The 12,034-nt window shown below is 69.5% G+C and carries 13 protein-coding genes; 11 read left to right on the forward strand and 2 right to left on the reverse strand.

What is annotated here, in order from left to right; translation table 11 throughout:
- Positions 1 to 13: 13 nt before the first annotated feature.
- Positions 14 to 1,006 carry an MBL fold metallo-hydrolase gene (locus tag ACFSCV_RS16385; protein ID WP_378800632.1) on the forward strand — a complete coding sequence of 331 codons (993 nt, stop codon included), beginning with the start codon at positions 14 to 16 and terminating at the stop codon, positions 1,004 to 1,006.
- Between the two features lie 135 nt (positions 1,007 to 1,141).
- Here the strand turns inward: ACFSCV_RS16385 and ACFSCV_RS16390 are convergent, their stop codons facing one another.
- Positions 1,142 to 1,315, reverse strand: coding sequence for a hypothetical protein (locus ACFSCV_RS16390; RefSeq protein ID WP_378800633.1), 174 nt, complete (start codon positions 1,313 to 1,315; stop codon positions 1,142 to 1,144).
- A 69-nt stretch (positions 1,316 to 1,384) separates the two neighbouring features.
- Positions 1,385 to 2,080 (reverse strand): GntR family transcriptional regulator, encoded by a 696-nt coding sequence (locus tag ACFSCV_RS16395; protein WP_378800634.1) that lies wholly within the window; start codon positions 2,078 to 2,080, stop codon positions 1,385 to 1,387.
- A 270-nt stretch (positions 2,081 to 2,350) separates the two neighbouring features.
- On the opposite strand from ACFSCV_RS16395, the gene ACFSCV_RS16400 reads away from it, so the two are divergent.
- The 10 genes from ACFSCV_RS16400 to ACFSCV_RS16445 all read left to right on the forward strand — a co-directional run bounded on the left by ACFSCV_RS16400 (position 2,351) and on the right by ACFSCV_RS16445 (position 11,908).
- Positions 2,351 to 3,709 carry an SLC13 family permease gene (locus tag ACFSCV_RS16400; protein WP_378800635.1) on the forward strand — a complete coding sequence of 453 codons (1,359 nt, stop codon included), beginning with the start codon at positions 2,351 to 2,353 and terminating at the stop codon, positions 3,707 to 3,709.
- Positions 3,710 to 3,842: 133 nt separating this feature from the next.
- The gene (mdcA, locus tag ACFSCV_RS16405) at positions 3,843 to 5,495 is read left to right on the forward strand and encodes a malonate decarboxylase subunit alpha (RefSeq protein WP_378800636.1); all 1,653 of its coding nucleotides are present in this window, start codon (positions 3,843 to 3,845) and stop codon (positions 5,493 to 5,495) included.
- 7 nt (positions 5,496 to 5,502) lie between these two features.
- Complete coding sequence (locus ACFSCV_RS16410) at positions 5,503 to 6,456, forward strand: triphosphoribosyl-dephospho-CoA synthase (protein WP_378800761.1); 954 nt, start codon at positions 5,503 to 5,505, stop codon at positions 6,454 to 6,456.
- A gap of 4 nt (positions 6,457 to 6,460) precedes the next feature.
- Positions 6,461 to 6,748, forward strand: a complete 288-nt coding sequence (locus ACFSCV_RS16415; RefSeq protein WP_378800637.1) for a malonate decarboxylase subunit delta — start codon at positions 6,461 to 6,463, stop codon at positions 6,746 to 6,748.
- Positions 6,745 to 7,587: a biotin-independent malonate decarboxylase subunit beta gene (locus ACFSCV_RS16420; protein ID WP_378800638.1), complete on the forward strand. Its 843-nt coding sequence runs from the start codon at positions 6,745 to 6,747 to the stop codon at positions 7,585 to 7,587. The genes ACFSCV_RS16415 and ACFSCV_RS16420 overlap by 4 nt, the downstream gene beginning before the upstream one ends.
- Positions 7,584 to 8,390: a biotin-independent malonate decarboxylase subunit gamma gene (gene mdcE, locus ACFSCV_RS16425; RefSeq protein WP_378800639.1), complete on the forward strand. Its 807-nt coding sequence runs from the start codon at positions 7,584 to 7,586 to the stop codon at positions 8,388 to 8,390. The genes ACFSCV_RS16420 and mdcE overlap by 4 nt, the downstream gene beginning before the upstream one ends.
- On the forward strand, positions 8,381 to 8,992 hold the full coding sequence (locus ACFSCV_RS16430) for a malonate decarboxylase holo-ACP synthase (protein WP_378800640.1): 612 nt from the start codon (positions 8,381 to 8,383) through the stop codon (positions 8,990 to 8,992). Before mdcE ends, ACFSCV_RS16430 begins: the two co-directional genes overlap by 10 nt.
- Positions 8,986 to 9,918 carry a malonate decarboxylase subunit epsilon gene (gene mdcH / locus ACFSCV_RS16435; RefSeq protein ID WP_378800641.1) on the forward strand — a complete coding sequence of 311 codons (933 nt, stop codon included), beginning with the start codon at positions 8,986 to 8,988 and terminating at the stop codon, positions 9,916 to 9,918. The genes ACFSCV_RS16430 and mdcH overlap by 7 nt, the downstream gene beginning before the upstream one ends.
- Positions 9,919 to 10,253: 335 nt before the next feature.
- On the forward strand, positions 10,254 to 10,898 hold the full coding sequence (locus ACFSCV_RS16440; protein ID WP_378800642.1) for a DUF47 domain-containing protein: 645 nt from the start codon (positions 10,254 to 10,256) through the stop codon (positions 10,896 to 10,898).
- A gap of 2 nt (positions 10,899 to 10,900) precedes the next feature.
- Entirely contained in the window at positions 10,901 to 11,908 is a 1,008-nt protein-coding gene (locus ACFSCV_RS16445; protein ID WP_378800643.1) for an inorganic phosphate transporter, read from the forward strand.
- Positions 11,909 to 12,034 lie beyond the last annotated feature (126 nt).

The raw sequence follows: 12,034 nt of genomic DNA on the forward strand, positions 1-12,034 counted from the left end.
GAAGGGAAGACCGATGAACGCCTTCACCCTCAACCGACGCGTCATCATGCTGTCCGCCGTCGCCGGCGCATCAAGCGCGGTCGTCCCGGCCATCGGCGGCTCCGGCGGCGCGAAGGCTCAAGGGGCGCTCTCGCTGAGCGGCAATTTCGGCTGCTACCGCTTCCGTGTCGGCGACATCCGGGCGACCGTCCTGAGCGACGGCGTCATCGGAGGTCCGCCGCGCGTCTATGCGAGCGACGCGCCCGAGGCGGAGCTTCAGGAGGCGCTGCGACGCGCGTTTCTTGCCCCCGACCACATGACGCTCAACCTCAACACGCTGCTGATCGAGACCGGCGGGCGGCGGATCCTGATCGAGGCGGGCGCGGGCAAGACGATGGGCCCGAACGGCGGCCGCATTTTCGAGAACCTGGCGGCGCTTGGACTTGGCCCCGCCGACATCGACGTGATCGTCGTGTCGCACACCCATCCCGATCATGTGGGCAATCTGAGAACGGCGGACGGCGGCAAAGCCTTTCCCCGCGCCACGGTCTTCGTCCCGAAGGCGGACTGGGATTTCTTCGTCCGCGCCGACCCGGACCTATCCTACATGCCCGTCCCGCAGGATTTCCGCGTGCGCTTCGCGGCGGCCATCAAGAACAGCCTCGAGCCGGTGAAGAACGATCTCACGCTCTATGAGGCCGGCGCCGAGATCGTGCCCGGCCTTACGACGATCGTCGCGTCCGGCCACACGCCGGGCATGGCGACGTTTCTCGTCCATTCCGGCGACGATCAGCTGCTGCTGACGGCGGACCTCGCCTATCACCCGGTCGTCAACGTGGACAGGCCCTGGATTCCCGGCCCGGACCGCGACAAGGAGGCGGCCCTCGCCTCCCGCCGGCGCATCTTCGACCGGGCGGCGGCCGACCGCATACCCGTGCTTGGCTTCCACTTCCCGTTCCCCGGCCTCGGTCGGATGCTCAAGACCGACGCCGCCTACGCCTGGGTGCCCGCCAACTGGCAGTTCTGACGCGCAAGAAAAGGAGGAGCTCGTGGACCGGTTGAAGATCGACCGACGCGTTCGCCTCGTCACGCGGGCCCGGCGGCGACAGGCGCTCGGCGTCGCCGTCAAGGCGACGGCACGGGCCAAAGGGGGCGCTCGGGCCTAAAGGACGGACACGGTCTCGCCCGCTTCGGATTCCGATCCGGATGCGCTGATCCGCGCGTCGCCGCGCATCCAGCCGGCCGATGAGGGCTGCTGAAGGATTTCGAGAAGGTCGCCGATCTTGAGGTCGTGCTGAAACGCGGGATCGTCGCCGAAAGCGAAAAGCAGGCTCATGGCGAAGACGACGCCGCAGGACGTCGACACGCCTGCGCAGCTGTGGCGTCAGGCTCTCGCTGATCGCCGCTAGGCGGACGTCGAGCGCTCGAAGGCTGCGAGAAAGTCGTTCAGGCGGTCGCCTTGGACGAGGATGTGGTTCTTGAGCTCGCGTTCGGCGCTCGCGGAATCGCCGGCAAGGATCGCCTCGGCGATGCGCTCGTGCTCGGCGAGCGAGACGCTGACGCGCGCGCCAGCTCTCAGCTGCAGGCGTCGGTAAGGCTTGAGCCGCTGGTGCAGCCGGCGCGCCTCGTCGCCCAGGAAGGCGTTGTGCGCCTGGGCGTAGATGACGAGGTGAAAGCTCTCGTTCGCGAGGTAGTAGCTGTCGCTGTCGCTGCGCTCGGCCTCGTCGCGGCAGGACTGCAGAGAGGCTTCCAGATCGCGGCGGCCCGGACCGTCGATCCGGCGCGCCGCGAGGCTTCCGGCCATCGCCTCGAGCGCCGCCATGGTCTCGAACCGCTCGATGATGTCGCGAAAGCCAAGCGTCGCGACGAAGGCGCCTCGTCGCGGCATCAGCGTCACGAGGCCCGTCGCCGCCAATTGGCCGAGCGCTTCCCGCAGAGGGGTGCGCGACACGCCGAACCGATCCGCGAGCGACTGCTCGTCCAGCCTGTCGCCCGGCTTGAAACGGCCGGTGACGATCGCGTTCTCGAGCTCCAGGCGCAGGGCGTCGGCCCGGCGGCCGGTTGGATCGAAGGCGAGGGGCGCGGTCGCTGCGGCGGTCATTTTCAGCGTGGCCTGGCGATGGCGAGGAAGAACGCAGGAAATTTAGGCGCCCCTGCTGAAACGCACAACCGAGGTTTTTGTATACGAAATTATTGACAGCGTATTTTTGTGGGCGTTCCATGGATGCAACGAGAGCCGAAAACGGCCTTGCCCGTGGAGGAAATGCCATGAAAGAGCTTGAGCTCGCGCCCCTGCGGCGCGGGGGCTGCGGCTTTGCGCGAGCGGCCTGTCCAGAAGCGTCAAATCTCACCGGACGCGGGAGGGCGGCCCATGTCGCCTGAGATCCTGTCGATCCTCGGCCTTGGCCTGATGTTCGTCGTGGCGACCGTGCTGCCGGTGAATATGGGCGTCATCGCCTTCACCGGGGCCTTCCTGCTCGGAACGCTCGTCGCGGGCCTCACGAGCAAGGCCATTCTCGGCTTCTTCCCGACCGGCCTCTTCCTGACGCTCGTCGGCATCACCTATCTGTTCGCCATCGCGCAGACGAACGGCACCATCGACTGGCTGGTGCGGATCGCGGTGCGCGCCGTGAAGGGCCGCGTCGCCGCGATCCCGTGGATCATGTTCTTCGTCGCGGCGGCGCTGACCTCCGTCGGCGCCGTCTCGCCCGGCGCGGTCGCCATCATCGCGCCGATCGCGCTCGGCTTCGCGATCAAATACGGAATCTCGCCGCTTCTGATGGGCCTCATGGTCATCCACGGGGCGCAGGCCGGCGGCTTCTCGCCGATCTCGATCTATGGCGGCATCACCAACGGCGTCGTGGCCAAGGCCGGCCTTCCGCTCGAGCCGATGGTCACCTTCCTCGCGAGCTTCGCGGTCAATGGCGGCGTCGCGCTGCTGCTGTTCTTCGTGCTCGGCGGCCGGAAGCTGTTCGGCGCCCGGCTCGCGCCCGCGGGCGGTCCGTCCAACGCCGACATCGTCGACGACCGGGCCCGTCCGGCCGAGACGCCGGAGCGCTATGGCGACGCCGAAACCGAGGCCCTGCTGGCCGAGGAGGACATCGCCCACAACCGGAAGCCCGAACATCCGATGGCCGACAGCCGGCCCTACCAGATCGCGACGCTCGTCGGCATCGTGGCGCTCGCCGTGCTGACCCTCGGCTTCAACCTCGACATCGGCTTCTGCGCGATCGCGATCGGCCTCGTCCTGTCGCTTATCTCGCCGACCCTCCAGCGCAAGGCGGTCGCGCAGGTCACCTGGCCCGAGATCGTCCTCATCACCGGCGTGTCGACCTATGTCGGCGTGATGGAGAAGATGGGCACGATCGATTTCGTCGCGAACGGCGTGACGCATCTCGCCTCGCCGATCTTCGTCGCGCTGCTGCTGTGCCTCATCGGCGCGGTGGTGTCCGCCTTCGCCTCGTCGACCGCGGTGCTCGGCTCGCTGATCCCGCTCGCGGTGCCGTTCCTGCAAGGCGACACGGGCGTCGGCGCGATCGGCTTCATCGCGGCCATGGCGGTCTCGTCCACGATCGTCGATGTCTCGCCTTTCTCGACCAACGGCGCGCTGGTGCTGGCGAATTCGCCGGAAGGCTCCCGCGACGCCTTCTTCAAGCAGTTGCTCGGCTACGGAGCGCTCGTCACGGCGATCGCGCCCTTCGTGGTCTGGTTCCTGTTCGTGGCGCTGTGAGCGCGATGAGGCCGGCGGTCCCGCGCGCTTCGGGGAGCCTCGGGCGTGCGCCCGAAGCTCCCCGGCGTGAGGACGCGACGCCGGCCGTCGTCTCGAAGCGCGCGCTGCGCCTGATGAAGGTTTGAAAGACGCCATGACGCAATCGACCGAGACCGGCCGTTCCTGGACCGCCCGCCGCGACGACAAGGCGGAGCGGCTGCGCGGGACCCAAGCCTTCGCGGACGGCAAGACGCTCGACGCCGCGAAGATGGTCGAGGCGCTCGAAGCCGTGCTGCGTCCGGGCGACCGCGTCGCGCTCGAGGGCGACAACCAGAAGCAGGCCGACTTCCTCTCCCGCTCGCTTGCGAAGGTCGCTCCTGCGAAGGTCCACGACCTTCATCTCCTGATCTCGTCGATCTCCCGTCCCGAGCAGATCGACATCTTCGAGACCGGGGTCGCGAAGAAGATCGACTTCGCCTACGCCGGCCCGCAGTCGCTACGGGTGGCGCAACTGCTTGAGGACGGGCTGCTCGAGGTCGGCGCCATCCACACCTATGTCGAGCTCTACGCCCGCATGTTCGTGGACCTGACGCCACGCGTCGCGCTGGTGGCGGCCGAAAAGGCGGACCGGCGCGGCAATCTCTACACGGGCGCGAACACCGAGGACACGCCCACCATCGTGGAGGCCTGCTGCTTTGGCGGCGGGATCGTGATCGCGCAGGCGAACGAGATCGTCGACGAACTGCCGCGCGTTGACATCCCCGGAGACTGGATCGACTTCGTGGTGAAGGCCGACCGGCCGGCCGCGATCGAGCCGCTCTTCACGCGCGATCCGCGCCTCATCACCGAGCAACAGGTGCTGATGGCGATGCTCGCGATCCGCGGGGTCTACGAGCGCCACGGCGTGGTCTCGCTCAATCACGGCATCGGCTTCAACACCGCGGCGATCGAGCTGCTGCTCCCGACATACGCCGAGCGTCTCGGCCTCAGGGGCAAGATCTGCCGGCACTGGACGTTGAACCCGCATCCGACGCTCATTCCCGCGATCGAGAGCGGCTGGGTCGACAGCGTGCATTGCTTCGGCGGGGAGGTCGGGATGGAGGACTACATCGCGGCGCGATCCGACGTGTTCTTCACCGGCCCCGACGGGTCGCTGCGCTCGAACCGCGTGTTCTGCCAGCTGGCCGGGCAGTACGCGGTCGACATGTTCATCGGGGCGACGCTCCAGATCGACGGCGACGGCAACTCCTCGACCGTCACCGCCGGACGCCTCGCAGGCTTCGGCGGCGCGCCCAACATGGGCCACGACCCGCGCGGTCGACGCCATTCCAGCAAGGCCTGGCTCGACATGAAGACCGACCCCTCGCCGACGGCCCGGGGCAAGAAGCTCGTCGTGCAGATGGCCGAGACCTTCCAGAAGGGCGGCGTGCCGACCTTCGTGGAGGAGCTCGACGCGGTCGGCGTCGGGCAGGCCGCCGGCATGCCGATCGCGCCGGTCATGATCTATGGCGACGACGTCAGCCATGTCGTGACCGAGGAAGGCGTCGCCTACCTTTATCTCGCGGCCGACGAGGACGAGCGCCGCGCCGCCATCGCGGCGGTCGCAGGCGTCAGCCCGATCGGGCTTCGCCATGACGCCCGGCGAACCGACGACCTGCGGCGCAAGGGGATCGTGGCCTATCCGGAGGATCTCGGCGTCGACCCTGCGGAGGCGACCCGCTCGCTGCTCGCGGCCCGCACCGTCGAGGATCTGGTCGACTGGTCGGGAGGGCTCTACCGGCCCCCGGTGAAGTTCAGGAGCTTTTGAGATGGCGATGTCCTGCCTCGCGGTCGCTGACGATACACGGTCGGCGGCGCCTCTCTCTCCTCCCCTCGGTGGGGAGGGGTCGGTTCAGAAAGAAGCGAAGGGCGCGAAGCCGCTTTACGCGGACGCGTCGCGCCCCGTTCCGCCTACTGGCGGCCTTGCAGACCTCGCCGTCTCCGCTCTGATCGCCGAGGCCGAACTCTCACCGAAGCCTGGCCTCGTGGACGCTCGCGGCCCCGGCGCGCACGCCGACGTAGAGCTCGGCCATTTCCTGGCCTCCGCGCGAGCCTTGCGGCCGACCTTTGCGTCGCTCGAAGCGGCGGCCCGGGGCCGCGCCCCTTCCCAGACGTTGCGCGAAGACCTCGCAGCGATCGGTCGCGCCGGCGAAGCCGCGATGTTCGCCGTGACCGGAGGGGTCAACACGCACCGCGGAGCGATCTTCGCGCTCGGCCTGCTGGTCGCGGCGGCCGCCATTCGACCCGGCGCTTCGGCGGACGAAATCCGCGCGACCGCGGGCGAGATCGCCCGGTTTCCCGACCGCGCCGCGCCCCCGCTCGACCTCAACGGCGCCCGCGCCTGCAGGCGGTACGGCGTGGCGGGCGCGCGCGGCGAGGCCGCGGCGGGCTTCCCGCACGCACAAGCGGCGCTCGACATGCTCCAAACGCGCCGGGCCCAAGGCGCTTCCGAAACCGTTGCGCGCCTCGACGCGCTGCTCGCCGTGATGACGAGCCTCGACGACACCTGCCTCCTGCATCGCGGCGGACGGCTCGCGCTCCGCGTGACGCGTCTCGGGGCCCGCGCTGTGATCGCGGCCGGCGGCGCCACGACGCCGGCCGGCATGGCGGCGCTGCGGAGCTTGGACCGCCGCCTTCTGGCGCTCAACGCCTCGCCCGGAGGCGCGGCGGACATGCTCGCCGCCGCGCTCTTCCTCGATGCGCTCGACCGCGCGAGCTGGGAGGCCTGAGCCGATGGAAAGCTTCGAACTCCGTTTTTCCGGAAACGCGCCGCTCGCAAAGCGCGCCCATGTGGGCGTGGTCGGCTCGGGCGATCTCGAGGTGCTGATGGAGCCGGCGAACGAGACCGTCGTGTCCGTGCGCACCAGCGTGGACGGTTTCCAGCCGATCTGGCGCGCCACGCTCGAACGCTTCTTCGTCCGCAACCCGATCGCGGCGAAGATCGACATCAATGACTTCGGCGCGACGCCGGGCGTCGTTTCGCTGCGTCTCGCCCAGGCGCTCGAGGAGACCCGGCGATGAGCCGCCCTGCGCTTCTCGACCGCGCCAGCTTCGTCGAGCTGCGCGCCCGCGCGCGCGCCGAAGCGTTGCTCGATCCCGGCACGTTTCGGGAGCTGCTCGGGCCTTTCGACCGGATCGAGTCGCCCTGGCTCGCCCGTCAGGGGGTCGTTCCTCAGGCCGACGACGGGGTGGTGGTGGCGCGCGGAACGATCGGCGGCGCGTCGGCGGTCGCCATCGCGATCGAAGGCGCGTTCCAGGGCGGATCGACCGGCGAGGTGTCGGGCGCCAAGATCGCCGGCGCGCTGGAGCTCGCGCTCGATGACTGCAAGGCCGGACGGCCGGTCCGTCCCGTCATCGTTCTCGATACGGGGGGCGTGCGCCTGCAGGAGGCCAATCTCGGCCTTGCGGCCATGGCCGACGTCCACGCCGCCGTGGTGGCGCTGCGCGCCCATGTCCCGGTCGTCGGCGTGATCGCCGGCATGGTGGGCTGCTTCGGCGGAATGGGCATCACCGCGGGGCTGATGAGCCGCCTCATCGTCACGCGTCAGGGGCGGCTCGGCCTCAACGGCCCCGAGGTGATCGAGCAGAACGCCGGCCTCGAGGAACTCGACAGCCGGGACCGGCCGCTGATCTGGAGCCTGACCGGCGGAGAGCAGCGGCGGGCGGTCGGCCTCGCCGACGAACTCGTGGCCGACGACGCCGACGCGATCGCCGAGGCGGTCCGCAAGGCCTTCGAGGCCGGGCGCCCGCTCGAACATCGCAGCGAGCGGATCGACTTCTGGCGCGACCGGCTCAGGAGGCTCCCGGCGGAGCCCACGGGCCCGGCGCTTCGCGCGCTTTGGACGGGAGACGAGAGATGACCGAAGCCGGCTTGAGCCGTGGACGCGTCTGGTTCGAAGCGCTCGCCGCCGGCGCGCCTCTTCTCGCCGGCGGTCCGGCCTCGGTGCTCGCGGCCGACGTGGAGCTCGGCGGCGAGCGCGTTCGGATGATCGCTGTCGCTCCCGATCCCGACAACCGGTTCCCACGTGCGCGAACCGGCGAGGTCGGGCTCGACGAAGGCTGGGGCGTCGCGGCGCGCGTCCGCGAAGCCATGGACGGCTCCGGGCGTCTCATTCTCGCGATCGTCGACGTGCCGAGCCAGGCCTATGGCCGCGCCGAGGAGCTTTACGGCATTCATCTCGCCTGCGCGGCCGCCGCGGACGCCTATGCGAGCGCCCGGCTCGCCGGGCATCCCGTCGTGTCGCTGATCGTCGGCCGCGCGCTCTCCGGCGCGTTTCTCGCGCACGGTTATCAGTCGAACCGGGTGCTGGCGCTCGACGACGCGGGCGTGTCGATACATGCCATGGGCAAGCAGGCTGCGGCGCGCGTCACCAAGCGCACGGTCGAGCAGCTGGAGAAACTCGGCGAGGAGATCCTGCCGCTCGCCTATGACGTGCGCTCCTTCGCGAGGCTCGGGCTGATCCACGAACTGATCGACGGCGTCGACGCCGACGCGCCGGGCGACACGGACGTAGCCAAGGTCGCCGGGCGCGTCGCGGCCGCCGTCGCGGACGCCCGCCAGGGGCCGCGCGATCTCTCGAGCCGCCTCGCGTCCGTGGCGGCCCGGGAAAACCGGGCCGCCTCCATCCGGGTGCGGGAGGCGTTGAGACGGCAATGGGCCTGAAGTGCCACGATCTGCTGCGTCTGGCGTCGCCCTTGGCGCTTGAGGGCGCGGACGCGTCGCCCTGGGTCGCGGCCTCCCTCGCCGAGACGCCTTGGGTCGTCGTCCGGCGTGGCGGCGAAGCGGGAGGGCGCGTCGCCGTAGGCGTCCGTGGCGCGACGCGAGCCGAGCGGTTCGCCGCGATCGTCCGAGCCGAAGACGTGGTCGAGGCCGTCACCCCTGCGGACCTCGCCGGCCGCGCGCCGCCGCGGCCCCATCCGGCGTTCGACGCGCTCGCTTCGCTACGACCCGCGCTTGAGGCGACCGGCGCATCCTGGGGGCCGGCCGGCGCCGCGGGCTTCGAACTCGCGGCGTCACGCGCGACCCTGACCACCAGCAGCGACCTGGATCTTGTGCTGCGTGTCACCCGCCGACCTGAGCGGCGGACGCTCGATCGGCTCGCCGCTGAGGCGGATCGCGCGCCGCTGCGGGTCGACGTCCTGCTCGAACTCGCGGAGGGGGCGGTCTCCCTCGACGAGTATCTCGGCGGCTCGGTCGACGTCCTCCTCAGAACCCGGGAAGGCCCGCGGCTCGTCGCGCGCGACGAACTCGCGCCCCTATGCTGAGAACCGCGCTGCTTTTTCCCGGCCAGGGCTCCCAACGGCCGGGAATGTTGTCAGGCCTGCCGGACCATCCCGAAATCCGCGCGGCGCTCGAGGAGGCGGCCGACGCGCTCGGCCGCGACTGGCGCGACTTCGACGCCGCCGAGACGCTCGCGCGCACCCACGGCGCCCAGCTGGCGCTTACGATCGCAGGCGTCGCGGCCGCGAGGGCGCTGCTCGCGGAAGGCGCGCGCGTGGACGTCGTGGCCGGGCACTCGGTCGGGGCGTTTCCCGCCGCGGTGACGGCCGGGGCGCTCACGTTTCGGGACGCCCTGCGTCTGGTCGCGTTGCGCGGCGGATTGATGGCGGAAAGTCACCCGCAGGGGTACGGCATGACCGCGATCGTCGGGCTGCGCGAAAGCGTCGTGGCGGCCCTCGTCGAAGAGGCGCGGCGCGACGGCGACCTCTACGTCGCCAACCGCAACGCCGAGCTCCAGATCGTCGTCTCCGGCGCCGAGGCCGCACTGGCGCATGTCGAGTGGCTCGCGGTCGAGCGCGGCGCCCGCAAAGCGGAGCGGCTGAACGTGCGGACGCCCTCCCATTGCCCGCTCGTCGCGCCGGTCGCGAGCTGCCTTCGCGACGCCTTGAGCGGCGTCGAACTTCAGCCGCCCCGCCGCGCCATCGTGAGCGCGCGCACGGCGCGTCGTCTGTCGACGCCGCAGGCGATCGCCGAGGATCTGGCGCGCAACGTGGCCGAGCCGGTCCGCTGGCGAGATGCCGTGCGGCTTCTTCTCGAACTGGGCGTGACCTTCGCCATCGAGGTTCCGCCGGGGTCGACCCTGAAGGATCTCGCCGCGGACGTGATGGGCGAAGCCTATCTCGCGACGGTCGAAGGCGGTTCGCTGACGTCGCTGGCGCAAGCGACGCAAAGGCTCGCCGGCGAGCCTTGAGCCACGACTATCGTCTCAAAGGCGCGCGTGACCTGCGCTAAGCGTATAGCGCCGACATGGAAATTTGTTTTCAACGACGATCATTCGTTTTGCTTGCGGCGCTCAGCGGCGGCGGTTCACTGACCACTTATGATCCATCTCAGACCTTAGGGACGTCCACTTCTGGATCAGTCTGATCCGCGCATTCCCGTGCGCTCCGCGCCATCGCCAGGATAGCCCCCTTCGGCGCGCTTTTGGGGGGAAGTTGGTTTTCGTCGGCGACATCGGAACGCCGATGACGTAGTTGCGATCCGTCTGGGCTGGTCCAGTTAGGGCCCTCACGCGCCGGAGGCCTGATGCTGACGTTTTTCCGCCGACTGATGCCGAAGGAGGACCGGTTCTTCGAGCTCTTTGAGCAGCACTCGAAGATCCTGGTCTCCGGCGCCGCCGCCTTCCAGAAAATGCTTGAAGGCGGCGATGGCGTGCCGGCCCACGCGGCGGAGGTCGTGCGCCAAGAGAACTTGGCCGACGAAGTCGCGCGCGAGGTCCAGCAGGCGCTGCGCCGCAGTTTCGTTACGCCCTTCGACCGCGCGGACATCGCCGAACTCATCCAGGCGATGGACGATTCCATTGACGAGATGAACAAGGTGGTGAAGGCGGTCACCCTCTATGAGCTCAGGACCTTCGATCCGATCATGCAGGAGATCGGCGTGACCATCGTCGAAGCCGCTCGCCTGACCGCCGAAGCGATACCGCTGCTCTCGTCGCTCGGGCGAGACGCGGACCGGCTCGTCGTGCTGGCCGAGACGATCATCGCCATCGAGAACCGCTCCGACGACCTGCACGATCAGGGCGTGAAGGAGCTGTTCCGCACCGTCGGCCAGACCGACCCGATGGCCTACATCATCGGCCGCGAGATCTATGACGGGCTCGAGGACGTGGTGGACCGTTTCGAGGACGTCGCGAAGAAGATCAGTGGCGTCGTGGTCGAGAACGTCTGACCGTGGGCGACGCGGCTCTCTCGCTTCCGTTGCTGATCGCCCTCATCGGGGTGGCGCTGGCGTTCGACTTCCTGAACGGTCTGCACGACGCCGCGAACTCGATCGCGACCATCGTGTCGACGCGCGTCCTGCGTCCGCGCTACGCCGTGCTGTGGGCGGCGTTCTTCAACTTCATCGCCTTCCTGTTCTTCGGCCTGCATGTCGCCGAGACGATCGGGCGCGGCATCATCGACGCCGACATCGTCACCCCCGGCGTGGTGTTCGCCGCCCTCATCGGCGCGATCGTCTGGAATCTGCTGACCTGGCGGCTCGGCATCCCCTCCTCGTCGAGCCATGCGCTGATCGGCGGACTCGTGGGCGCCGGCCTCGCCAAGATCGGGTTGTCGTCGATCGTGTGGGCGGGCCTCCTGAAGACTGCGGCCGCCATCGTGCTGTCGCCGGCGGTCGGCTTCGTCCTCGCGCTTCTGCTCGTGCTCGCGGTGACCTGGGCGTTCCTGCGCCAGACGCCTTTCATGGTCGACCGCACCTTCCGCATCGGCCAGTTCGTTTCGGCCTCGCTCTACTCGCTCGGCCACGGCGGCAACGACGCGCAGAAGACCATGGGGATCATCGCGGTGCTGCTCTATTCGTCCGGCTACGGCTCGGGCGAGTTTCACGTGCCGCTCTGGGTCGTGCTGTCCTGCCAGGCCGCGATGGCCCTCGGCACGCTCTCGGGCGGCTGGCGGATCGTGCACACGATGGGTTCGCGCATCACGCGGCTCAAGCCGATGCAGGGCTTCTGCGCGGAGACGGGCGGCGCGCTGACGTTGTTCGGCGCGACATGGCTTGGCGTTCCAGTCTCGACCACGCACACGATCACGGGCGCGATCGTCGGCGTCGGAGCGGCGCGGAGGACCTCCGCCGTCCGCTGGGGCGTCGCGAGCAACATCGTGGTCGCCTGGGTGCTGACGATGCCGGCTGCGGCCACGATCTCCGCCTGCAGCTACTGGTGCGTCTCGCTGTTCGAATGACCGGCTTATCGCGCACCGTCCGTCCTGCGCGGCCACGCGGGAGAGGACGACACTTATCCCGCCGCGCCACGACAGCGCGATCCCGACCTGATCCAGCGAGCCACCGGATCAGGTCGGGGCGTCCGA

The sequence above is a fragment of the Methylopila henanensis genome (assembly GCF_042681025.1).
Classification (GTDB): domain Bacteria; phylum Pseudomonadota; class Alphaproteobacteria; order Rhizobiales; family Methylopilaceae; genus Methylopila; species Methylopila henanensis.